The following is a 22,078-nucleotide window of genomic DNA, read 5'->3' as shown; positions in this document are numbered from 1 at the left end:
TTATGCGTTAACCGATTTTTTGTAATTTTTTATGTTCTGAATAAAATCGTCAAACAGGAACTCGGTGTCAGTCGGGCCGCTTGAGGCTTCCGGATGAAACTGTGTGGAGAAAAACGGCTTGGTTTTGTGCCTGATTCCTTCGTTGGTATTGTCGTTTACGTTGGTAAACATTGGTTCCCATCCGTCAGGAAGAGTTTCTGTAGCTACGGCATAACCATGGTTTTGCGAGGTTATGTAGCATTTGTCGGTTCCCTGAAGCAAAACCGGCTGGTTGTGGCTGCGGTGGCCGTATTTTAGTTTGTATGTGTTGGCCCCGGCTGCCCTGGCAAGCAATTGGTTCCCGAGGCAAATTCCCATTACAGGTTTGTCGGCATCCATTATTTTTTTGATGTTCCGGACCGTTTCGTTACACATTGCCGGGTCTCCGGGGCCGTTCGAGATAAAAACGCCGTCGTAATCTTCGGTGCTGAAATCGTAATCCCATGGTACCCTGATTACCGTGGTGCCACGTTTTAGCAGGCAACGGATGATGTTATTTTTTACGCCGCAGTCGATCAGTACAACGCGGTGTTCTCCGTTCCCGTAAACTTCGCGCTGGGAACAACTGGCGCGGGCAACCAGGTTCTCTTTGTTTGGGTCGTAAAAATCGATGGTTTCATTGCCGAATTCAATTTTTCCCAACATGGAACCTTTCTCACGTAAAATTTTTGTTAAGGCGCGGGTGTCGATGTCAAAAATCCCGGGAATGTCAAACTCCTTTAACCACGCAGCGAGGCTTTTTTCGGCATTCCAGTGGCTAAATTTAAATGAATAATCGGAGATGACAAGGCCGCTGATGTGGAGCTTGTTTGACTCAAAAAACTTGTGGATACCTTCGTCTGTTTCGCTAAAAGGAACTCCATAGTTGCCAATCATCGGGTAGGTGGAAACCAGAATTTGTCCTGTGTACGATGGGTCTGTAAGGCTTTCCGGATAGCCTGTCATTGCAGTGTAAAAAACCACCTCTCCTGCAACCGGCTTTTCACTTCCGAACGACTTCCCTTCGAAAACGGTCCCGTCTTCGAGTGTGAGTTTTGCTTGTTTTACTTGTAACATGTTCAATTATCGGTTAAAAAAAATGCGCCTGCCCCGCAATTGGTCCAAACGCATTATTTTGAATTATCTTTTTTAATGTACCTGTTTTATTCCCCATGAATCTTTTCTTGATGAAGTTTTTGTAAAAACTGGGACAAAATTAATAATATTTCTTTTAAAAAAACTTGCGTTGATAAAAAAATGTATATTTTTGCATCAAAAATGTATAATTATTCACAATGAAGAACCGGGTACAGCGCCAGCTTGAAATAAGACGGATAATTGCAAAAGAGAATGTGAGCAGTCAGGAAGAATTATTGGCAGCACTAAAAATTAAAGGCTATGAATTAACTCAGGCTACTCTTTCCCGCGATTTGAAGTTTTTGCAAGTGGCTAAAGTTCCTCATCCGTTGAAAGGGTACATTTACGTTATTCCGGATGACGGCTCGGATGATATCAGGCCCATTCGTTCAAAAGACAATTTTTTGGCCGAAGGTTTTAAAGGGCTGGAGTTTTCCGGCAGTCTGGCGGTAATGAAAACGTTGCCCGGTTATGCCAGTACCATTGCTGCAGTTGTAGACAGCGCGAGGCAATGGGAAATACTGGGAACGGTTGCCGGAGACGATACAATATTAATAATAAGAAGAGAGGGAACGACAAATAGTGATTTGATTAATGCCTTGGTTTCAATTATTCCAAAGCTCAAAAATAAGTTGTAGAAATGAAGGAGTTGAAAAATTTGAAAGTTTTAGTTGCCGGAGAAGAGCACATAAAATACGTTGATGTAATAAACGATGCCATTGATATCGCTTCAAAACAACGCGGAACTGGTATTGCAAGAAGAACTCATGAATACCTTGCTTCAAAAATTGAAGAAGGCAAGGCAATTATTGCGCTCGACGGAAAAACATTTGCAGGTTTTTGTTACATCGAAACCTGGGGAAATAAAGGGTTTGTGGCCAATTCGGGGTTGATTGTAGTGCCCGAGTACCGCGGTCACGGACTTGCAAAAGAGATCAAGCAGAAAGCATTTCAGCTTTCGCGTGAGAAATATCCCGAAGCCAAAATATTCGGTTTAACAACCGGTTTGGCCGTAATGAAAATTAACCATGAGCTGGGTTACAAGCCGGTTACTTTTTCTGAACTTACAGACGACAGCCAGTTTTGGAACGGATGTAAAAGTTGTGTAAACTATGACATACTCGAACGTATGGATCGTACCAAGTGCCTTTGTACAGGTATGCTGTTTGACCCTGCGTGGGAAGATGTGCAGAAAGCAGGGAATGGAATACGGAAAAGGAGTTTGATGGACGTGGTAAAAAATCTGAAACCGAAAAACGGATTCGGTAGTCATAAGCACGAATTCATAAAAAAAAATAAGAATCTAAAGAGTGACGGGGCGTCGCTTCAGTAAATTAAACAGATAGCAATGTTATAACCCAAAAAATGAATAGTTTTTAAATTGTTTTTGGGCGTTACCGTTACTCTTTTTAAAAAAAATCGCTATGGGAAAAAAATTAGTCTTGGCTTTTAGCGGGGGGCTGGATACCTCGTTTTGTGTAAAGTATTTAAAGGAAGAAAAAGGATTTGAAGTTTATACTGCCATTGCAAATACAGGCGGGTTTTCTGAAGCCGAGTTGAAAAAAATTGAAGAGAAAGCATACCAGCTGGGGGCAAAAGAACACGTAACTCTGGATGTAACAGGAGAATACTACGAAAAATGTATTCGTTACATGATTTTTGGAAATGTTTTAAGAAACAATACTTATCCGATTTCGGTGAGTTCCGAAAGGGCGTTCCAGGCGATTGCCACCATCGACTATGCAAAAAAAATAGGGGCGCAGTACATTGCCCACGGAAGCACCGGTGCCGGAAACGACCAGGTGCGGTTCGACCTTACTTTTCAGGTGCTGGCACCCGAAATTGAAATTATTACACCTATTCGCGATTTGATGCTTAGCCGTCAGGAAGAGATCGATTTTCTGAAGAAACACGGTATCGACGAAGATTTCAAAAAAATGGAGTATTCCATTAACCAGGGAATTTGGGGAACAAGCGTAGGCGGAAAAGAAACGCTTACTTCAGATAAAGGTTTGCCCAACGAAGCATACCCAAGCCAGCTCGAAGAACATTCAGAAAAAGACATTGTTTTGGGTTTCGAAAAAGGAGAGCTGAAAACAATCGACGGGAAAGAATATGCCAACGGTCCGGCAATTATTCAGGCTTTGGAAGAAATTACCTCCAAGTTCGCCATTGGTCGCGACATTCATGTGGGCGACACTATCATTGGTATTAAAGGCCGGGTAGGATTTGAAGCGGCGGCTCCGCTGGTAATAATTAAAGCACATCACCTGCTCGAAAAACATACGCTTACCAAATGGCAGGCCTACTGGAAAGAACAACTGGGCAACTGGTACGGAATGTTTTTACACGAAGCCATGTACCAGGAACCGGTAATGCGCAACATCGAAACATTCCTCGAAGCAACGCAGGAAAATGTTACGGGTAAAGTGTTTCTAAAATTGAAACCGTACCGTTTCGAGCTTCAGGGAATAGAGTCGGAACACGATTTAATGAATTCCGGATTTGGTGATTACGGCGAAACAGTGAAAGCATGGACTGCAGACGATATTAAAGGGTTTACAAAAATCTTGTCTAATTCGCTGAAAATTTACCACAAGGTGAATAACAAAATCTGAAAAATGGTTAAAGTAGGAATTGTTGGAGGAGCAGGATATACCGCAGGAGAATTGCTGCGGATTTTGCTCTGGCATCCCAACGTCGAAATAGCATTTATTCAAAGTTCAAGCAATGCCGGAAACCTGGTTTCCGATGTGCATCTCGATTTGCTGGGCAGCACCGGGTTGCGTTTTACCGGCGATCTTCCATTTGAAGAAGCGGATGTTATTTTTCTTTGCATGGGGCACGGGAAATCAATAGAATTTGTTGAAAACAATAACCTGCCGGATGGTTTGAAAGTGGTGGATTTGAGCCACGATTTCAGACTGAAACGCGAAGGAAATAATTTCGTTTACGGGTTGCCGGAGTTAAACCGCGAGGCCATTCAGAAAGCATCGTTAATTGCTAATCCGGGGTGCTTTGCTACCGGAATTCAACTTGCTTTGTTGCCTTTGGCAGCAGGTAATTTGCTGAAAGGAGAAGTACACATCCAGGCGATTACCGGTTCTACCGGTGCAGGGCAAAAGCCAACCGCAACTTCGCATTTTAGCTGGCGAAACAATAACCTCTCTGCGTACAAAATTTTTGAGCACCAGCACGAAGGGGAGATTTTGCAGAGCCTGAATCAGCTTCAGCCGGGGTTTTCCGAAGGATTCAACTTTGTTCCAATCCGGGGAAATCACACCCGCGGAATTTTTGTTTCTGCCTACACGCGCTTCGACGGCACAGTAGAAGAAGCGAACGAGTTGTACCGTAATTTTTACAGCGGCCACCCGTTTGTGTTTTTGTCAGAAAAAAATCCGTCGTTGAAACAGGTTGTTAATACAAACAAAGCCATTCTTTATCTCGAAAAACATAAAGATAAGCTGGTGATAATAAGTATTACTGACAATTTGATTAAAGGAGCCTCGGGGCAGGCCGTGCAGAATATGAACCTGATGTTCGGTCTTGGTGAAACAACCGGACTGAATTTGAAACCGGTGGCGTTCTAAAAAAGATTGAAAACATAAATCGTCGAAAGGCCGGAATGCTCTTTTTATGTGTTTCGTTCCTTCTTTTGTTTTCGGCTTCCCGGTTTTTGTTTTGAATAGAATATAAGAATGAAATTCAACAGGAAATGATCGAATTTTCCGGGTTTCTTCTTTTCATAAAACAGACAATTTTAAGCAAATGAAACTTTTTGATGTATATCCGCTTTTTGATATAGCTCCCGTAAAAGCTAAGGGCTGTTATGTTTGGGATTCCGAAGGAACCAAATACCTCGATTTGTACGGAGGTCACGCTGTTATTTCAATTGGGCACAGCCATCCGCATTATGTTTCGGCAATTTCTGGGCAGGTAAGTAAGGTGGGTTTTTACAGTAATTCTGTACAAAATCCGCTGCAAAATGAACTGGCTGAAAAGCTTGGAAAAATTTCCGGTTACGACGATTATCAGCTTTTTTTATGCAACTCGGGGGCAGAAGCCAACGAAAATGCAATTAAGCTGGCCTCGTTTGTTACGGGAAGGAAAAAACTGATTGCCTACAAGAAAGCATTTCATGGCCGTACTTCTGCGGCTGTGGCAGTAACCGACAACCCGAAGATTGTTTCTCCTGCAAACGAAACAGAGAATGTGATTTTCCTCCCGTTTAATGATTTGGAAGCAACCGAAACTGCGCTACAGTCGGAACAGGCTGCAGCGGTTATTATTGAGGGAATTCAGGGCGTTGGCGGAATAAATATTCCCGATCCGCAATTTTTGGAAGGACTAAAAGCGCTGACCGAAAAATACGGAAGCATGCTTATTCTCGACGAGGTTCAGTCGGGCTACGGGCGTAGCGGACGTTTCTTTGCCCACCAGCACACTGCTGTAAAACCCGATATTATTACGGTAGCCAAAGGAATGGGAAATGGTTTTCCTATTGGCGGGGTGCTTATTCAACCCGAAATTAAACCCTGGCCGGGCATGTTGGGAACCACTTTTGGTGGCAATCATCTGGCTTGCGCTGCTGCAATTGCGGTGCTGGATGTGATTCAAAGCGAAAACCTTGTTCAAAATGCAGAAGAAATAGGAAATTATCTGATGGAAAAACTGGCCGGGATTAGTGATGTTTTTCAAATTAGGGGAGAAGGATTGATGATTGGCCTCGAATTTCCGTTCCCAGTTTCCGAGCTAAGAAAAAATTTACTTTTCAAACATAAAATTTTTACGGGTGTGTCGGGGCAGAACATGATTCGCTTATTACCACCGCTATGTTTAAGTAAAGGAGAAGCAGATGCTTTTTTGAGCGCTTTTAAAAAAGCTTTTGCAGAAGTTTCTGCATCTTTGATGGAAAAATAGGATAAAAATCATGGAAAAAAAGAAAATAGGAATTATAGGAGTTGGCAACATGGGTGGTGCCATTCTGTTAGGATTGCTAAAATCGGGCTTTGTTGCTGCCGATGATATCTATATTTCAGACAGTAAAAAAAGTGTGTTGGAAGAAATGGGTAAAAGAGGGGTTCATGGCTCGGAACAGAACCTGGTAACTGCGCAGCATGCAGATGTTATAATTACCTCGGTAAAACCATATCACATTAAGCAAGTTTTAGAAAATATAAAACCTGCACTGGGGCCGGATAAAGTATTGATTTCGATTGTTGCCGGAACCACAATTGCCGAATTGGAACAGATGGCCGGAAACAACATTCCTATTTTCAGGGTAATGCCCAACACTGCAATTGCTTTGCAGGAATCACTGACATGCATCTCTTCCAACGCGAAAGCTGAAGCACAACGTGAATACGTTATTGCGCTTTTCGACGAGCTGGGTAAAACCATTGAAATTTCGGAAGAGTTGATGGCGGCTGCCACTGCGTTGTCGTCGTGCGGAATTGCTTACGCTTTGCGGTACATCCGGGCAGCCATGCAGGGCGGCATCGAAATCGGGTTTGGCGCCGAAATGGCACAGTTCATTACTGCCCAAACAGTAAAAGGGGCTACCGAACTTATTTTGCAAACCGGGCATCATCCCGAACGGGAAATCGATAAAGTAACCACTCCGCGTGGTGTTACCATTACCGGTCTGAACGAGATGGAGCACAAAGGGTTCAGTTCGTCTTTGATTCAGGGGATTCTGGCTTCTTATAAAAAAATGGAAAATGATTTAAAGAAGTAGAAGGTTGTGCAGTTTAAGTACCATAAAATAACGGTAAAAGTAGGCAGTAATGTTTTAGCAAAAGCCGACGGAACGCTTAATGTGGCGCGCATTGCACACCTGGTTGACCAAATTTCTCTTCTTCATAAAAATGGGGTAGAGGTGGTTTTGGTATCGTCGGGAGCAGTGGCTGCAGGCAGGGCTGTGCTTGAGCCAGAACACAAACTCGATGCTGTTTCGCAACGGCAGTTGTGGGCTGCACTGGGACAGGTAAAACTGATTTCGCGTTATTCCGATTTTTTTCAGGAAGACGGGATGGTGTGTGCCCAGGTGCTTACTACCAAGGAAAATTTTTCGAGCAGAAGGCATTATCTCAATATGAAGAATTGCTTTACCACATTGCTCGAAAATAAAGTTATTCCGATTGTTAATGAAAACGATACGATTTCGGTAACCGAACTGATGTTTACCGATAACGATGAGCTTTCGGGGCTGATTGCTTCGATGGTTGATTCTGAAGCTCTTATTATTTTGAGTAATGTAGATGGCGTTTACACGGCGCCTCCCGGCAACGAAAATGCCAAACTGATTCAGAAAGTGGGCATTGACGACGACGAGCCCGAAAATGCAATTTCGGGGCACCATTCAGAGTTTGGGCGCGGCGGAATGCTTACCAAATTCAGAATTGCAAAAAAATTGGCCAACGACGGTGTTGGCGTCCATCTGGCTAACGGTTTTAAGGATAATGTTCTGGTAAATATTCTGGCCGGCAAAGATGTTCCGCACACCTGGTTCGAACCTGCCGAAAAATCGGCAAGCGGCGTAAAAAAGTGGATTGCTTATTCTGACGGTTTTGCCAAAGCAAAAGTGGTGGTTAACGCCGGTGCTGCTTCTGCGTTGAAATCGGAAAAAGCAGTGAGCCTTTTGCCGGTTGGAATTGTAACCATCGAAAATGAGTTTAAAAAAGGCGATCTGATACGAATTGTGGACGAGTCCGGAGAAACCATCGGATTGGGAAAAGCACAATACAGCTCCGATAAGGTAGAATCAGAAAAGCGGTCTGAAAAGCAGAAAGCGCTGGTTCATTACGATTACTTGTACATGGAAAAAACAACAAACGGTAAGCATGAAGATTGAAAAACAACTGCAGCAGGTTTTAGCTGCTTCCCGCAAGCTGAATTTGGTAACTGAAAAAACTGTAAACACGGTTTTGCTCGATTTGGCAGATGAAGCAGAAAAGAATGTCGATTCAATTTTGGCAGAGAATAAAAAGGATTTGGATCGGATGGATCAGAACGATCCGAAGTTTGACCGTCTGAAACTTACCAAAGAACGCATTGAAGGAATTGCTGCCGACATCAGGAATGTGGCAGGGCTGGAAAGTCCGGTTGGCAAAGTGCTGAAAGAAACCGTAAGGCCCAACGGATTAGATATCAAAAAGGTTACTGTTCCGTTTGGGGTAATCGGTATTATTTACGAAGCGCGCCCGAATGTTACTTTCGATGTTTTTTCTCTTTGTTTGAAGTCTGGAAATGCCTGCGTGCTCAAGGGCGGAAGCGATGCCATTCATTCCAATACGGCCATTGTTTTTATCATTCAAAATGTGCTGGGAAAACACGGCCTCGATAAAAACACGGTAGATTTGCTTCCGGCCGGTCGCGAAGAAACCAACGAAATGCTCAGGGCACGCGGCTACATCGATTTGATTATTCCGCGCGGTAGCCAGGGGCTTATAAATTTTGTGCGCGAAAATGCTACAATTCCGGTAATTGAAACCGGAGCAGGCATTTGCCATACTTATTTCGATGAGTTTGGCGATGCAGAAAAAGGGCGCGAAATTATTTTTAACGCCAAAACCCGCAGGCCATCTGTTTGCAACGCGCTGGATTGCCTGGTGATTCACCGGAGCCGCCTGGGCGATTTGCCCGCATTTGCCGGCCGGCTTTCCGACGAGAAAGTGATTATTTATGCCGATGAAAAAGCTTACGAAAAGTTGCAGGGAAATTACTCCGAAGAGCTTTTGCTTAAAGCTACAAAAGAGTCGTTTGGAACAGAATTTCTCTCGTTGAAAATGTCGGTAAAAACAGTAGATACTTTTGAAGAGGCAATCGATCATATTAATAAAAACAGTTCGAAACACAGCGAAGCGATCATCTCAGAGAATCCGGAACGCATTGAAATGTTTCGCAAACTCGTTGATGCATCGTCTGTTTACTCGAATGCTTCCACCGCATTTACCGACGGGGCACAGTTTGGACTTGGCGCAGAAATTGGCATCAGTACCCAAAAACTGCATGCACGCGGCCCCATGGCTTTGGAAGAACTTACCAGTTACAAATGGATTATTGAAGGCGACGGACAGGTTCGCCCTAAATAATCAGATTCATTAAACACTTTAGAATAGTTACGTTCATGAAAAATTTCACATCAGTAAAAGATATTCCTGATTTAAAAAAAGCGGTTGAAACAGCTTTTGAAATCAAAAAAAACAGGTTCGCGTACCAACACCTCGGTAAAAATAAAACCATGGTGCTCATATTTTTTAATTCGAGTTTACGAACCCGGCTGAGTACTCAGAAAGCCGCCATGAATTTAGGCATGAATACCATGGTGATGAATGTGAACGAAGACGGCTGGCAGCTTGAATCGGAATTGGGTGTAATTATGGACGGCGATAAGCCGGAACACCTGAAAGAAGCGATTCCGGTTATCGGAAAATATTGCGATGTGATTGGCGTTCGTGCGTTTGCCAAATATCAGAATAAGGAAGACGATTATGCTGAGAATATCCTGAATCAGTTTGTGGAATACGCCGGCGTGCCTATTGTGAGCATGGAAGGAGCTACCCGCCATCCGTTGCAAAGTTACGCCGACCTGGTAACTATTGAAGAATTTAAAACAAAAGAACGCCCCAAAGTTGTAATGACTTGGGCTCCGCATCCTCGCGCATTACCGCAGGCTGTTCCTAACTCGTTTGTGGAATGGATGCGCGAAACGGATTACGAGCTGGTGGTTACTCATCCCGAAGGATACGAACTGGCGCCTCAGTTTATGGGCGACGTAAAAGTGGAGTACGACCAGAATAAAGCTTTTGAAGGTGCTGATTTTATTTATGCGAAAAACTGGGCATCGTATAGCAGCTACGGAAAAATTCTTTCCAAAGACTTTGGCTGGACGGTGAACGAAGAAAAGATGAAACTGACCAACAATGCCAAATTTATGCACTGCTTGCCGGTGCGTCGTAACGTGGTGGTTACCGACGGTGTGCTCGACGGCCCATGGTCGGTGGTTGTTGAACAGGCAGCAAACCGCGAAATTACAGCGCAGGCTGTGCTGAAAATGATTTTGGAACAGGCGCAGTAAAGTGCTGTCATAAAAGTCTCGCAACAAAAAATGAACAAGATTGAAATAATTCCGGCCATTGATATTATCGAAGGCAAATGTGTAAGGCTTTCGCAGGGTGATTACGCCCGGAAAACGGTTTACAACGAAAATCCGCTGGAAGTAGCGCGCATGTTTGAGGGCGCAGGAATACACAGGCTGCACCTGGTTGATTTGGACGGTGCAAAAGCCAAGCACATTGTAAACTACAAAGTACTTGAGCAAATTGCTTCCAAAACAAGTTTGGTTATCGATTTTGGCGGTGGCTTAAAATCGGATAAAGACCTGGAAATTGCGTTTAACTCCGGCGCCGCAATGGTTACCGGCGGGAGCATTGCCGTAAAAGAGCCGGAAGTGTTTTTACAATGGCTGAAACAATACGGAAGTGAAAAAATTATTCTGGGCGCTGATGCCAAAGACGGAAAAATTGCTGTGAGCGGCTGGCAGGAAAGCACTGAATTGTCTGTAATTGATTTTATTTCGACGTTTCATGAAAAGGGAATTCGCAAAGTAATTTCAACGGATATTAGCCGCGACGGGATGCTCTCCGGGCCTGCTTTTGATTTGTATGCCGAAATTATGGAGAATTTCCCCGACGTGGAAATTGTAGCTTCGGGAGGCATTGCTTCAATGGATGACATTTTTAAACTTGCCGAAGCAAATGTGCCGGGCGTAATTACCGGTAAAGCAATTTACGAAGGAAAACTAAGCCTGCAAGAGATTGAGAAATATAATCTGGAAGGTAAATAAAGAAGAACTTTCCGGTACGATGAGGAGTCGGAAACTTGATGTTTAAATTGAAATTTTTGATTTAGAATGCTTGCAAAACGAATAATACCATGCCTCGATATCCGCAACGGAAAAACCGTAAAAGGGATAAATTTTGTGGATATTAAAGAGGTGGGCGACCCGGTGGAGCTGGGTGCCAAGTACGCTGCCGATGGTGCAGACGAGTTGGTTTTTCTGGATATTACAGCAACACACGAAGGCCGCAAAACTTTTGTGGATTTGGTAAAACGGATTGCCCGGCATTTGAACATCCCGTTTACTGTTGGCGGAGGAATCAGCGAGCTGGGCGACGCCGAGAAGTTGCTCAGCGCCGGAGCCGATAAAATTTCCATCAATTCGTCTGCTGTTCGTAACCCGCAGCTTATCGACGATATGGCAAAAAGCTTTGGAAGCCAGTTTGTTGTTACGGCTATTGATGCTCGTGCAGATGAGAACGACCACTGGACAGTTACGGTAAACGGCGGGCGTATTCCTACCGAAAAAGAACTTTTTTCGTGGGCAAAAGAAGCCGAAGACCGCGGTGCCGGCGAAATTCTGTTTACTTCAATGAATCACGATGGGACAAAAAGCGGTTTTGCCAACGAACAACTTGCCCGACTGGCCGACTCATTAAAAATTCCGATTATTGCTTCAGGTGGCGCCGGGGCCAAAGAGCATTTTTATGACGTGTTTACAAAAGGAAAAGCCGATGCCGGATTAGCAGCAAGCATTTTCCATTACAACGAAATACCGATACCCGAGCTTAAGTTTTATTTAAGAGAAAAAGGAATTGTGGTGCGCTAACCCGTAAATCGTTAAATTCGCGATAAATTTTATTGTTATGAATCTGTATTCAGAAATTGAAAAAATCGACTTTAATAAACTGAACGGACTGGTTCCGGCAGTTATCCAGGATAATTCGACACAAAAAGTTTTAATGGTTGGCTTCATGAATAGGGAGGCTCTTGAAAAAACAGAAGAATTAGGGAAGGTTACTTTTTTTAGCCGGACAAAAAACCGGTTGTGGACCAAAGGCGAAGAATCAGGTAATTTCCTGAATGTTGTGTCTATTCTTGTGGATTGCGATAACGATACGCTGCTGATAAAAGCAAATCCGGTTGGGCCGGTTTGCCACACTGGCGCCGATACCTGCTTTTTTGAAACCAACAAAGAGTCGGGAATCGAATTCCTCAGCTACCTGCAGGATTTTATCGACAAGCGCAAAAAGGAGATGCCGGAAGGTTCTTACACCACATCGTTGTTTAAAGAAGGTGTTCGGAGAATTTCTCAGAAAGTTGGAGAAGAAGCTGTGGAAACCATTATCGGAGCCATGGCAAACGACGATGAGAATTTTATTTACGAATCCAGCGACCTCATTTATCACCTGATTGTTCTGTTGTCACACAAAGGATATCGTCTCGACGATATTGCACGGGAGTTAAAAAGAAGGCACTCGTAATTGCTTGCTGCGTAACTTTCTAACGATAAATATATTACGGAAAAATTTCTTTATTCAGCCAAAAGAAATGCTTTTCAGAACATTGTTTTGTAACATAGTTTCATAACATAACTGTAAAACATCTCATATTTTTGGCTGTTTATCAGGCGTTTTTGCGAGATAGTTGGTAGATTTGTATATACTGCTAACTCAAAAAATCGTTGTCATGGAAACCGCAACTACATGTCGTACCAGTATTGCCACCATCCTGGCCTGTCAACAAATAGCAAAATCATTTAAAGAAAACGTTTACGAGCTTTCCCGAATCAGAAAAGAGTGGGATAGTGAATATGCTGCTTCGTTAAATGATTGGATTGACAGTGTTATTGATAAACATTTTGCTGACAACCTCGACAGTATCGAAGACAAACGATACCGTGCCTGGCACGAAGTTATGGTTGCCGGCTTGCAAAGTTTTAAAGTGCTTCGTGCCTCGCTGAAGGTCGATTTTAAAAAGGATAAGAATTTCCTGAAAGATGTCTTTAAACGATTGGGCTACAGCGATTATTTCAGCGATGCAAAAAACGGAGATCACCTCAGTTTGTACATGTTTCTTACCACTTTTGTGAAAAATCTGGATGAGGAAACCCGGCTGAAAATCACAGACAAAAGTGTTCCTGAGTCGTTGGTTGATAAGATAATTGAAACCGCTCAGCAAATTGAAGAATACAAATGCTGTTTCGAAACTCTTGAAAATGAAAATGAGTTAAATACCCACGGGCAAAAAGAAGTTGCTGAAATTTATGAAACCATACGGGATATTTGCCGCATTGCAATCGCGTACTATCAGTTTAATCCAATTAAGCGCGATGAATTCAATTTCTATAAAGTAATGGTAAATCTTTAAACTGCCTGATAATTAACTTTAGAAAGCGGCCTGCCGGGTTCTCGGCAGGTCGCTTTTTCTTGTTATTTTTTGAAGAGAGGGTCGGCTCCGATTGTTCCTTTTAAACTGTCAATATATTGTTCCGACTTTGCAAACAGCAACTGGCTTTCTGCCTTTATTAGCCTGGCGTCGATATCCATTTTTGTTACCAGCAACTGGTTGTTTGGGTCTGCCATAAAGTTTTTCAAATATTGAATCTGGCGGGCAAGAAACGCTGATTCTTTTTCTTGTTTCAGCTTTAATCTTTCAAGGTACCATTCGCTCTGAAGAACGTGTTCTCTTTCGAATTCTTTGCGCAACTCCGTGTCGCTGAGTTCTTTTCCCTGGTAATGGCCGTATGCCATAATATGCAGCAGTATTTTCAGCGGAGGAATTGCCGCTTCGATGCTTCCTTCTTTGAAGTATTGTAATGCGACTTTTTGCTGTGCTTCCACAATGTTTTTTATCCCGTCTGCATAATCTTCCATACTCTGGAGCTCTGGGTGTAACATCTTTTCGTTGAATACTTCAAGCGGTTCGTCAAAAAGTTTGTTCATGCAACGAAATGCAAAATTTTTGTTGATGCGGTACCCAAGCCTGCTGGCAAGAATTTTTTCGCCTTCGTATTCAAAATCTTCCAGTTTGTCGAGGCAATTGTTTTTTATAAGGTTTTTCGCGTCTCTGTCTTCCGGTTCCAGGCGTGCCCATATTTCAGGAATCAGAATACTGATGTCGTGGTCGAACCGTTTGTTTTTGCCGATGTAACCGGCAGCTGAAGTAAATCCCTGGTATTCCGATAAAATATAAGAAAGCAGTGCATTGTTTAAATCGGTGGTGGGAACAAGCATGTTAAACGGCCCTTTGGTGAGCGCTCCTTCTGAGCCTGCTCCTGTTGTAGAAGGAGATTTTCCGGTAAGGCTGCAAATGAAATCCATGAAGAGTTCCGGGATTTCCTGGTAGTGAATCGGGTTGTACACGCTCAGCGAACGAATTCCTTTCTCTTTTTCTGCGGGGTTGTTTCTGCGTCCCGGAAGAACTGCGTTTACCGGGAAATGTACCGGGTTTTCCGAGTTGATTTTTCTGAATAGCCTGATTCCTGTTTCTGCCAGATGCGTTGCCTCGTTTTCATTTTTGAAAAGATTACGCTGCAAATAACGCGGGTTGTTGGTCGGTATTCCGTTTACAAGTCGGGTGTGCGCCGGCGATACAAAATAACAATCCCTGTGCCCGTCAACTACCTTTTTTACCAGTTCTTTAACCGGCTCGGTGTATTGGTCGAAATGAATGGCATCGTCGCATAACTCAATGGCATCCTGGCGGGTGAGTGGTTCGTAATTGGTAAGGAATGTATCGTTGTGTACAATATCCGCTTCGGCGTCCTTGTCGTATCCTCTGATAATTGCTTCGTCGGGGCGCTGGAAAAGGTAGCTTTCACAGTTGGCAACCAGTTTTACACTTTTGTTTTTATACTGCGGATTTAAATCGTTTAATCGATTGGCCGGAAACGTAATGGATGCCGTAATGTCGTCTTCCATTTGTATTTTCTGGCTGGGAATAAAGTCAGACCGGAGTTTGTGAATGTACCACTTGCCTTCGGGGCTGAAGCCAATCCGCACGTAGCTCGCCATTATTTTGTTGTGCTTGTAGCGCAAGGCATTCCCGTTGCGTCCGTTTACAATTTCCACATTCAGGTACTCTCTCCACGGCCCTTTGTCAAGCTGTGTGCGATACATCCGTTTGATGTACAGAGCCAGGGTTTTTACGTGAGTTGGTATGTTTTCCAAAAACTGGTTGTATTCATCGTTATATTGATCGGATTGTGTGAGCAGTTTTACTGCCGATCCCAGCGTTCTGTGCGGGCTTAAAAACGGGCGGGAAGGACGTGCGTCGGGATAGATATTTTTCCACCGGTGCGAGTAGTCGTAATTGATGAGCATGTCAACCATCTCAGAATCTTTCTCCAGATCCTGAATATAGAATGCGCCGTATTGAATGGCATTCTGCATCGATTTGGAGATTTCCGACTTTCCGCCCCCTGAAACCGTGCAGGGTTTGTGGCAGAAGATTCCTTCGGGAGCAGTGTCGATAATTCGCCACAACTGTTGCTCGGGATGTTTTACCAGTCGGAATTTATGTCCTGTGGGATGCACGTACGTTTTCTGTGGCGAGAGCCTTATTTTTTGCGTCTGCCCGTTGTGTTGCCAGCTAATAAAACCGGTTCCTGTGTCAATGTCGGCATGTTCATGAATGTATATAATGTCCGGGTATTTTTTGTCGATGGCGTAATTCTCTGGCATAACTTTTATTCTGCCTGCCAAAAGTTTTTTTACCTCCTCAAAAGAGTATTTGTTTTGAAATTTTCCGGAAAAGGGCTCCCCGAAAATATTGTCGCCCATGTTTCCGCACGGAAAAGCAATTGCCCCGCCTGCGTGTTCTTCTTCAACCAGCCCGTAAAGGTTTGCCGAATAACTTATCTGGGTTTTTATCTCTTTTTTGGAGTATCCGTAATAGTTGTCGGCAATAAGCGTAACAACAACGCCTCGCTCGTCGCGGCATGTAATTTTGAATGCACCGCCGTCGTTGTACAGCTCGTTTTCATCTTTCCAGCACATTCCGTCATTTCGCTGCCTTTCGCTTGCTTCGTTATAGTGCGGAAGGCCAATATCTTTCTTTTTTAGTTTGGTGAGCTGAGGCGCCAGTATAATACATCCGGTGTGACCGGTCCAGTGTTCCACGTCGAGGGCGGCATCGTTTTCAGCCAGGTTGTGGTCGCCGGCATTTCCAAAAATGGTTTCAACAAAATCGAGATTACTAACCAGGCTCCCCGGTGCAAAAAAACGAATTTCCATGCTTTTTTCACTGATTATCCCTTTTACTTCGGGGCAAACCACCGGACGAAGCAGAAGCGAAACCATGGTTTTTGCGTTGTCTTTCTGGCTGGCCGTGAAAGGCAGTATGTTCATCTCGTCTGACGGATGAAGCGCGTGGTGAAGCATGTGTGCAAAAGCAATTTTTGGAACCTCTTTTTTGTCGAGGGCAACCGGAAGCCCGCCTTCTACAATGTGAAACGTTCCTTTGGTCGTTCTTTTGTCGGAGGCAGGATTATTTAAAATTCCCTGTTTTAGCCGGTAAGAACTCACCAGCTCGTTTTGAAATGAATTGCCGTCAGGTGGGAGGCTCACCTCCCTGGCCATTCCAGGCTGGTTTAAAACAAATGTTGAGCCCGGAAGCCTGTATGGTTGGTTGAAATTTGTGTCTTTTAAGTAGTCGTCGATAAAGTTTTGAATGCGGGTGTCAGCCGGAGAAAGGTGGCCAGAAAGCAGCCTCGCTTTTTCTCTGAAACTGGTGATAAGCCCTTCTGTCAGCATAATGAACCTGGCGTTTGCGAGCTTTATGCCTTCTTCTTTTTCGTCAGTAAACAGGGGTTGTCCCAGAGCTGCCAGCTGGAGATTGATGTATTGGATCATCTCCTTACGGTCCTTCTTCCGGGATTTTTGTGTATTCTTTTCCGAGTTTTTCATAGCTGATGTATTTATTAGTACATCAACGAATTTACGAATTATTAGGAACTATTATCAATACCTTAATACCTTTAATATTTTTTTGATTTTTCAGTAATGATGATTTTACACAACCCTGTTTAATGCGAAAACATTTTAAATGAAGGTTAAGATTCTACGGGTGTAAAACCTTCTGGGATTTCGGCTTCTGCCGGTTCGTATGGGAATACGTCAACAATATTGCTTGTTGCCAACGACGAAATTACATACGGAATTACCAGGTACGACAAACTTTCTTCCAGCCTTTGCAGGGCTTCTTTAATATCATCGGCCATTATCAGATAGTAAGTGCGGAGTTTTTTCTCTTTTCCGGCTTCTTCGTCGATAGTTACCAGGTTGATGGTAGCTTTGAACCACCATTCGCCACTCTCGAACGGAAATACTTCGGCAATTCTCGACTTTTTAATGTCTGTTACATTGAACTCGCCTTTTACTATTTGTCGCATTTGCCCGATCATTCGTGTTTCAGCATCGGTAAATGAAACGGCATCAAGTAAAAAGTTTTCTGTTGTGGTCTGTTCTTTCCCGCTGTCCAGAACTTTTGTGTATTTAACTTTACATTCGAACCAAGTTTGCATATTCAATTATATATTTTGTGAGGGCACAAAAATAGAGAAATAAAAAGAACCGATCACATAAAAATGGAATCGGTTCGTCTGGTAATTGAGCAAACACTTTTCTCTGCTTCCCTTTATCTGTATTGTATTGTTGTTGATGTATTTTTTGCTGCTTGAAAAAATTAGGAGCCGCCCCTACGTAGCGGCTCCAAACAGACAGCTACAGACTAAAAAGCTGAAGAAGGTGTTTAGTTGTAGGCACTTTCTCCATGTTCGTATACATCGAGACCTTCTTCTTCAATGCGCTTGGATACACGCAAGCCGATTGTTACTTTTATTATTTTGAAAAGAATAAGTCCTAATCCGAATGCCCATGCAAAAACGGCAACTATGCCAATTATCTGCGATATTAGCAAGCTGGCGCCACCGCCGTAAAACAGGCCGCCTTCTGTGGCAAATAGCCCAACGGCCAGCGTTCCGAAAGCACCGTTTACGCCATGCACGGAAACTGCTCCTACCGGGTCGTCAATTTTAAATTTTTGGTCAATTATTTCTACGCTGAAAACAAGAATGATTCCGGCAGCCAGACCAATAATGAGTGCTCCGCCGGGGCTCACAATGTCGCAGCCTGCAGTAATGGCAACCAGTCCGGCCAGCGCGCCGTTAAGTGCTAGCGACAAAGCCGGGCGTTTGTAGCGCCACCACGAAATGAGAAGAGCCGAAACCGCTCCGCCAGCTGCTGCAAGGTTGGTGGTGAGTGCAATATGAGCAATGGCTACTGTGTTTTCGTTTCCGGCGGCACCGAGCTGCGAGCCCGGGTTGAAGCCGAACCAGCCAAACCATAAAATGAATACTCCGAGTGCAGCAAAAGTAAGGTTGTGTCCGGGGATGGCTTTTGCCTTTCCTTTTACGTATTTCCCGGTTCTGGGGCCTAACATAATTGCTCCTGCCAGTCCTACCCAGGCGCCAACGGAGTGAACTATTGTTGAACCGGCGAAATCCAGAAATCCCAGTTGATCGAGCCAGCCGCCTCCCCATTTCCAGTGCCCCGAAATCGGGTAAATGAAAACGGTGATTACTATTGTGAATATTAGATATGCATTAAATTTTGTGCGTTCGGCCACGGCTCCCGAAACAATTGTTGCTGCGGTAGCTGCAAAAACGGTTTGGAACATTAAATCGGTTGTGTTGGCGTAATCGCCAATGCCGTTGTCGTTAAAAAACAAACTTGGTTTGCCAATAAAACCAGCTATTGAATCGCCGTACATTAAAGTGTAACCAATAATCCAAAACAAAATGGAGCCAATGGCAAAGTCCATCAAGTTTTTTGTCAGAATGTTTGCAGTGTTTTTAGACCGGGTGAAACCTGCCTCAACCATCGCAAAACCGGGCTGCATAAACATTACAAGGAATGTGGCAACCAAAACCCATATGTTGTTAATCGAAATCGAAAGTTCTTCCATGATAAATGTTTTTTGCTTTTTTTACTCTTCTTTTCCTTTGATGTAAAGTGATTCGTCTCCTTTTTCTCCTGTGCGGATTCGGTAGGACTCTTCGATGGGAACAACGAAAATTTTGCCATCGCCTATTTCTCCTGTGCGTGAAGAAGAAAGGATTGCGTTTACGGTTTTTGCCACGTTTTTGTCGCGTACGATAATCGACAGAATAGTGCGTTCAATTGTGCTAGTGTCGTAAATAACCCCGCGATATACACGGCCTTCCCTGTCTTGGCCGACACCGCGCACATCCCAGTACGAGAAAAATTCGATGCCTGCTTCCCTTAGGGCTTCCCACACCTCTTCGAATTTTGTTTTTCGAATAATTGCTTCAATCTTTTTCATAATTGTCTGTTTTATGTTTTATAATGAAATTCCCACTACAATGTGAAATTGTTCGGATGAGGGGTTGAGAATGGCTGCCCCGGAAACGGGGAGCGAGAATGTATCTGTGATTTTCAGCTCTTTTGACGTTCCGATGCCGATGTTGCAAACATTAAATTTTCCGTCTACAGTGTAAGCGCCGTCCCCGCCGCCCAGAAACAAGTCAACTGCTCCGGCCGAAAGTCCGGCTTCCAGGTAAATGTCTCCTTCTCCGCTGTTCATCATGTATGCTCCGGTGAGGGAAAAGCTGCCCAGTCCCAAAGTCAGCATCGGTTCGAAATAGTGAGAATCACCTTCAGTCCAGCTTGTCCCCGGGAAATAGTAGTCGGTAACTGTAAAAGCCAGAGATGCGCTTTCGCCCAATACAAATTCGTAGCTGGCATAAAGGTCGGCTTCTGCTGCTTCGTCGTCTGATACGCAGTACGAACCCCATGCACCAATTGCGAAACCTCCGGCGCTGAATTCAACAGATGGCTGAAAAGCCGGGCCGGTTCCAAATTTAGTTCCTCTCCAGACGTAGCTGCTGTAAATGTCGAGTCCGGTACTCCACTCCTGCGCTTTTACGTCGATAGAAAAAGCGACTGCCAGTAGTAAGCTCATTGCAAGTAAAAATGTTTTTTTCATCGTTTGAATTTTTAAGTTAAACCTGTTTTGATTTTTATTGAATTTGTTTGTATTTCTGGTTTGACCCCTTATTTTTTGTATTAAGTGTTCAATTTTTTTTGAAATTTATTGTGATATCCCCTTGTTTTAATTCATTTTTGGTTTCAAAAATGATATGTTTTTTGTTTACGCCTCTATTTTTTCTATTTTAAAAATAGTGATTTAACAAATAGTTAAAATACGTATTAATATAAAGTAAAATGATAGAAAATAATAAATAAAATAGAAAAATGATAAAAGTACGTGAGTTTTTGTGTCTTTAGTGTTTTGTGTTTTGGCGTGGTTTGCTTTGGTTTTTTGTAGGTGTTCTGAATAATCCGATGGGTGAAGTTTATGTAAATTCAGTAGTGGCAGGAGAATAGTCCCCGTGGCATTTGTGTAGTTTTGCATAAAAGAACAGTGTTCATTAATGCAGGTACAGAAAGAAAATATCAGAGAAGTTATTTTGGTTAAAGCCCGGGAAGAGTTTCAGGAAAAAGGTTTTAAGGATGCTTCCATGCGCAGTATCGCAAAAAATGCAGAAGTTAGCCTGAGTAATATTTACAATTACTTCAGAAATAAAGACGAAATATTTCGTGAACTGTTGTCGGGGCTTTTGAGCGCGCTCGATGTGTTGGCGGAAGAACACAACAGCTCCAGGTATATTAATATTGATACGTTTTCTTCTGACGAATACATGCACGAACAGATTCGGATTTTTGTTGAGCTGGTTGACAATTTTAAAGCCGATTTTCAATTGTTGCTGTTTAAAGCATCCGGCTCTTCGTTGCAAAACTTTCGCGAAGAAAGCATTGAACACCACACTCGAATTGGCAAAGAGTACATCTCTCTGATGAAGAAAAAGTATCCCGAGATTAATGCTGAGATTTCAGTCTTTTTTATTCATACGCTGAGTTCGTGGTGGATGAGCACAATTTCCGAATTGGTTATGCACGATTTGTCGCATGCCGAGTTGGAAGATTTTATCAGCGAGTACCTTGAATTTTCAACCGCCGGATGGAAGAAAATCATGAAAATAGAAAGTTGAGTTAGAATTAGTAAACACGCCCTTTTTAGTGACATTTATAAACGATAAAAGTAGAATAATGAAGGAAGCAAACAAACCGGAGACAGTTCATAAACACGAACACCATCATCATCACAACAATTTGCGCGGTGAAAAATTGCTGTGGGCAACTCTGTTGAATTTGTCCATTACAATTGTGCAGATAGTCGGTGGTGTCGTTTCTAATAGTTTGTCGCTGCTTTCTGACGCCCTGCATAATCTGGGCGATTCTTCTGCCATTTTTATTGCTTTTGTTGCCGGAAAAATAAGCCGGAAAAAACCGGATGCTCAAAAAACGTTTGGTTATAAGCGGGTGGAAATTTTGGCGGCACTTTTTAACGGAATTGTGCTCATTGCAATATGTATTTTCCTCTTTTACGAGGCGTTCCAGCGTTTTGCGAATCCTCAGCCCATAAAAGGGAAACTAATGCTGATTGTGGCAACATTTGGGTTGCTGGCCAATTTAATTTCAGTTATTCTTTTGCACAACGATAAGGCGCAAAATTTAAATGTGAGAGCAGCATACATGCATTTGCTGGGCGATACGCTTTCGTCGGTTGCGGTAATTGCCGGCGGTGCAGCCATCTGGTTTTGGAATGTGTGTTGGCTCGACCCGCTGATTACTGTACTGGTGGGTGTTTACATTATCTGGCACACCTGGGGTATTGTAAAAGAAACCGTTGATATTCTGATGCAGGCAGTTCCCAATAATATCGATCTGGACGAAATAAAGAAACAGGTTGAGCAGATTGACGGGGTGGCAGATATTCACCATTTGCACGTGTGGAAACTCGACGATTCGCAGGTTCATCTGGAGGCGCATCTTAACCTGAAAAAAGATGTAAACATGACCGAGATGATGGCGGTCAGAAAAAATGCAGAGCGTTTATTATCCGAAAAATTCGGAATAAAACATATAACGCTGCAAACGGGATATAACTGTTGCGGCGGAAATAACAATTTGATTAACAGTTTTTAAAAGTAAAAATC

General features: G+C 43.3%; 21 protein-coding genes. 15 read left to right on the top strand and 6 right to left on the bottom strand.

Annotation, left to right across the window (positions count from 1 at the left end):
* Window positions 1-1,095: a glutamine-hydrolyzing carbamoyl-phosphate synthase small subunit gene (gene carA / locus BUB08_RS10135; protein WP_073001354.1), complete on the bottom strand. Its 1,095-nt coding sequence runs from the start codon at window positions 1,093-1,095 to the stop codon at window positions 1-3.
* A 218-nt stretch (window positions 1,096-1,313) separates the two neighbouring features.
* Between carA and BUB08_RS10130 the strand changes: the two genes are divergently transcribed.
* From BUB08_RS10130 to BUB08_RS10070, 13 genes are all read left to right on the top strand, one after another.
* Window positions 1,314-1,793 carry an arginine repressor gene (locus BUB08_RS10130; RefSeq protein ID WP_073001352.1) on the top strand — a complete coding sequence of 160 codons (480 nt, stop codon included), beginning with the start codon at window positions 1,314-1,316 and terminating at the stop codon, window positions 1,791-1,793.
* 2 nt (window positions 1,794-1,795) lie between these two features.
* Entirely contained in the window at window positions 1,796-2,488 is a 693-nt protein-coding gene (locus BUB08_RS10125) for a GNAT family N-acetyltransferase (protein ID WP_073001350.1), read from the top strand.
* 91 nt (window positions 2,489-2,579) lie between these two features.
* Window positions 2,580-3,773, top strand: a complete 1,194-nt coding sequence (locus BUB08_RS20255; protein ID WP_073001348.1) for an argininosuccinate synthase — start codon at window positions 2,580-2,582, stop codon at window positions 3,771-3,773.
* A gap of 3 nt (window positions 3,774-3,776) precedes the next feature.
* A complete protein-coding gene (argC, locus tag BUB08_RS20250; RefSeq protein WP_073001346.1) occupies window positions 3,777-4,745 on the top strand; it encodes an N-acetyl-gamma-glutamyl-phosphate reductase in 969 nt (322 codons plus the stop codon).
* Between the two features lie 178 nt (window positions 4,746-4,923).
* Complete coding sequence (locus BUB08_RS10110) at window positions 4,924-6,075, top strand: aspartate aminotransferase family protein (protein WP_073001344.1); 1,152 nt, start codon at window positions 4,924-4,926, stop codon at window positions 6,073-6,075.
* A 10-nt stretch (window positions 6,076-6,085) separates the two neighbouring features.
* Window positions 6,086-6,892 carry a pyrroline-5-carboxylate reductase gene (gene proC, locus BUB08_RS10105; protein WP_073001342.1) on the top strand — a complete coding sequence of 269 codons (807 nt, stop codon included), beginning with the start codon at window positions 6,086-6,088 and terminating at the stop codon, window positions 6,890-6,892.
* Window positions 6,893-6,898: 6 nt separating this feature from the next.
* Window positions 6,899-8,008, top strand: a complete 1,110-nt coding sequence (proB, locus tag BUB08_RS10100) for a glutamate 5-kinase (protein ID WP_073001340.1) — start codon at window positions 6,899-6,901, stop codon at window positions 8,006-8,008.
* The gene (locus BUB08_RS10095) at window positions 7,998-9,248 is read left to right on the top strand and encodes a glutamate-5-semialdehyde dehydrogenase (RefSeq protein ID WP_073001338.1); all 1,251 of its coding nucleotides are present in this window, start codon (window positions 7,998-8,000) and stop codon (window positions 9,246-9,248) included. The genes proB and BUB08_RS10095 overlap by 11 nt, the downstream gene beginning before the upstream one ends.
* A 35-nt stretch (window positions 9,249-9,283) precedes the next feature.
* Complete coding sequence (locus BUB08_RS10090) at window positions 9,284-10,234, top strand: N-acetylornithine carbamoyltransferase (protein WP_073001336.1); 951 nt, start codon at window positions 9,284-9,286, stop codon at window positions 10,232-10,234.
* A gap of 30 nt (window positions 10,235-10,264) precedes the next feature.
* Window positions 10,265-11,002 carry a 1-(5-phosphoribosyl)-5-[(5-phosphoribosylamino)methylideneamino]imidazole-4-carboxamide isomerase gene (hisA, locus tag BUB08_RS10085; protein WP_073001334.1) on the top strand — a complete coding sequence of 246 codons (738 nt, stop codon included), beginning with the start codon at window positions 10,265-10,267 and terminating at the stop codon, window positions 11,000-11,002.
* Between the two features lie 66 nt (window positions 11,003-11,068).
* Window positions 11,069-11,824 (top strand): imidazole glycerol phosphate synthase subunit HisF, encoded by a 756-nt coding sequence (gene hisF / locus BUB08_RS10080; RefSeq protein WP_073001332.1) that lies wholly within the window; start codon window positions 11,069-11,071, stop codon window positions 11,822-11,824.
* Between the two features lie 37 nt (window positions 11,825-11,861).
* A complete protein-coding gene (gene hisIE / locus BUB08_RS10075; RefSeq protein ID WP_073001330.1) occupies window positions 11,862-12,479 on the top strand; it encodes a bifunctional phosphoribosyl-AMP cyclohydrolase/phosphoribosyl-ATP diphosphatase HisIE in 618 nt (205 codons plus the stop codon).
* A 205-nt stretch (window positions 12,480-12,684) separates the two neighbouring features.
* Window positions 12,685-13,365 carry a hypothetical protein gene (locus tag BUB08_RS10070; protein WP_073001328.1) on the top strand — a complete coding sequence of 227 codons (681 nt, stop codon included), beginning with the start codon at window positions 12,685-12,687 and terminating at the stop codon, window positions 13,363-13,365.
* A 62-nt stretch (window positions 13,366-13,427) separates the two neighbouring features.
* Here the strand turns inward: BUB08_RS10070 and BUB08_RS10065 are convergent, their stop codons facing one another.
* The 5 genes from BUB08_RS10065 to BUB08_RS10045 all read right to left on the bottom strand — a co-directional run bounded on the left by BUB08_RS10065 (window position 13,428) and on the right by BUB08_RS10045 (window position 20,004).
* The gene (locus BUB08_RS10065; protein WP_073001327.1) at window positions 13,428-16,904 is read right to left on the bottom strand and encodes a PPi-type phosphoenolpyruvate carboxykinase family protein; all 3,477 of its coding nucleotides are present in this window, start codon (window positions 16,902-16,904) and stop codon (window positions 13,428-13,430) included.
* Between the two features lie 146 nt (window positions 16,905-17,050).
* Window positions 17,051-17,521 (bottom strand): DUF4494 domain-containing protein, encoded by a 471-nt coding sequence (locus BUB08_RS10060; protein WP_073001326.1) that lies wholly within the window; start codon window positions 17,519-17,521, stop codon window positions 17,051-17,053.
* Window positions 17,522-17,748: 227 nt separating this feature from the next.
* On the bottom strand, window positions 17,749-18,963 hold the full coding sequence (locus BUB08_RS10055; RefSeq protein ID WP_073001325.1) for an ammonium transporter: 1,215 nt from the start codon (window positions 18,961-18,963) through the stop codon (window positions 17,749-17,751).
* Between the two features lie 21 nt (window positions 18,964-18,984).
* Window positions 18,985-19,341 (bottom strand): P-II family nitrogen regulator, encoded by a 357-nt coding sequence (locus BUB08_RS10050; protein WP_073001323.1) that lies wholly within the window; start codon window positions 19,339-19,341, stop codon window positions 18,985-18,987.
* A gap of 18 nt (window positions 19,342-19,359) precedes the next feature.
* Entirely contained in the window at window positions 19,360-20,004 is a 645-nt protein-coding gene (locus tag BUB08_RS10045) for a TorF family putative porin (protein ID WP_139249668.1), read from the bottom strand.
* A gap of 448 nt (window positions 20,005-20,452) precedes the next feature.
* Here BUB08_RS10045 and BUB08_RS10040 point away from each other — a divergent pair, with 448 nt between their 5' ends.
* A complete protein-coding gene (locus tag BUB08_RS10040) occupies window positions 20,453-21,070 on the top strand; it encodes a TetR/AcrR family transcriptional regulator (RefSeq protein ID WP_073001319.1) in 618 nt (205 codons plus the stop codon).
* A gap of 58 nt (window positions 21,071-21,128) precedes the next feature.
* On the top strand, window positions 21,129-22,067 hold the full coding sequence (locus BUB08_RS10035; RefSeq protein WP_073001317.1) for a cation diffusion facilitator family transporter: 939 nt from the start codon (window positions 21,129-21,131) through the stop codon (window positions 22,065-22,067).
* Window positions 22,068-22,078: the final 11 nt, after the last annotated feature.

This window comes from Mariniphaga anaerophila, from assembly GCF_900129025.1.
Classification (GTDB): Bacteria; Bacteroidota; Bacteroidia; order Bacteroidales; family Prolixibacteraceae; genus Mariniphaga; species Mariniphaga anaerophila.
Note: the sequence above shows the minus strand (reverse complement) of the source record. Positions and strands in the feature narration are given on the sequence as shown.

Excerpts from the sequence above, each read along its gene's own strand:
- BUB08_RS10060 (WP_073001326.1), bottom strand. The coding sequence starts at position 17,521 with ATGCAAACTTGGTTCGAATGTAAAGTTAAATACACAAAAGTTCTGGAC.
- BUB08_RS10110 (WP_073001344.1), top strand. The coding sequence starts at position 4,924 with ATGAAACTTTTTGATGTATATCCGCTTTTTGATATAGCTCCCGTAAAA.
- hisA (WP_073001334.1), top strand. The coding sequence starts at position 10,265 with ATGAACAAGATTGAAATAATTCCGGCCATTGATATTATCGAAGGCAAA.
- BUB08_RS20255 (WP_073001348.1), top strand. The coding sequence starts at position 2,580 with ATGGGAAAAAAATTAGTCTTGGCTTTTAGCGGGGGGCTGGATACCTCG.
- BUB08_RS10070 (WP_073001328.1), top strand. The coding sequence starts at position 12,685 with ATGGAAACCGCAACTACATGTCGTACCAGTATTGCCACCATCCTGGCC.
- BUB08_RS10040 (WP_073001319.1), top strand. The coding sequence starts at position 20,453 with ATGCAGGTACAGAAAGAAAATATCAGAGAAGTTATTTTGGTTAAAGCC.
- BUB08_RS10050 (WP_073001323.1), bottom strand. The coding sequence starts at position 19,341 with ATGAAAAAGATTGAAGCAATTATTCGAAAAACAAAATTCGAAGAGGTG.
- carA (WP_073001354.1), bottom strand. The coding sequence starts at position 1,095 with ATGTTACAAGTAAAACAAGCAAAACTCACACTCGAAGACGGGACCGTT.
- BUB08_RS10130 (WP_073001352.1), top strand. The coding sequence starts at position 1,314 with ATGAAGAACCGGGTACAGCGCCAGCTTGAAATAAGACGGATAATTGCA.
- argC (WP_073001346.1), top strand. The coding sequence starts at position 3,777 with ATGGTTAAAGTAGGAATTGTTGGAGGAGCAGGATATACCGCAGGAGAA.
- BUB08_RS10065 (WP_073001327.1), bottom strand. The coding sequence starts at position 16,904 with ATGAAAAACTCGGAAAAGAATACACAAAAATCCCGGAAGAAGGACCGT.
- BUB08_RS10090 (WP_073001336.1), top strand. The coding sequence starts at position 9,284 with ATGAAAAATTTCACATCAGTAAAAGATATTCCTGATTTAAAAAAAGCG.
- hisIE (WP_073001330.1), top strand. The coding sequence starts at position 11,862 with ATGAATCTGTATTCAGAAATTGAAAAAATCGACTTTAATAAACTGAAC.
- BUB08_RS10045 (WP_139249668.1), bottom strand. The coding sequence starts at position 20,004 with ATGAAAAAAACATTTTTACTTGCAATGAGCTTACTACTGGCAGTCGCT.
- BUB08_RS10095 (WP_073001338.1), top strand. The coding sequence starts at position 7,998 with ATGAAGATTGAAAAACAACTGCAGCAGGTTTTAGCTGCTTCCCGCAAG.
- proC (WP_073001342.1), top strand. The coding sequence starts at position 6,086 with ATGGAAAAAAAGAAAATAGGAATTATAGGAGTTGGCAACATGGGTGGT.
- BUB08_RS10035 (WP_073001317.1), top strand. The coding sequence starts at position 21,129 with ATGAAGGAAGCAAACAAACCGGAGACAGTTCATAAACACGAACACCAT.
- BUB08_RS10055 (WP_073001325.1), bottom strand. The coding sequence starts at position 18,963 with ATGGAAGAACTTTCGATTTCGATTAACAACATATGGGTTTTGGTTGCC.
- hisF (WP_073001332.1), top strand. The coding sequence starts at position 11,069 with ATGCTTGCAAAACGAATAATACCATGCCTCGATATCCGCAACGGAAAA.
- BUB08_RS10125 (WP_073001350.1), top strand. The coding sequence starts at position 1,796 with ATGAAGGAGTTGAAAAATTTGAAAGTTTTAGTTGCCGGAGAAGAGCAC.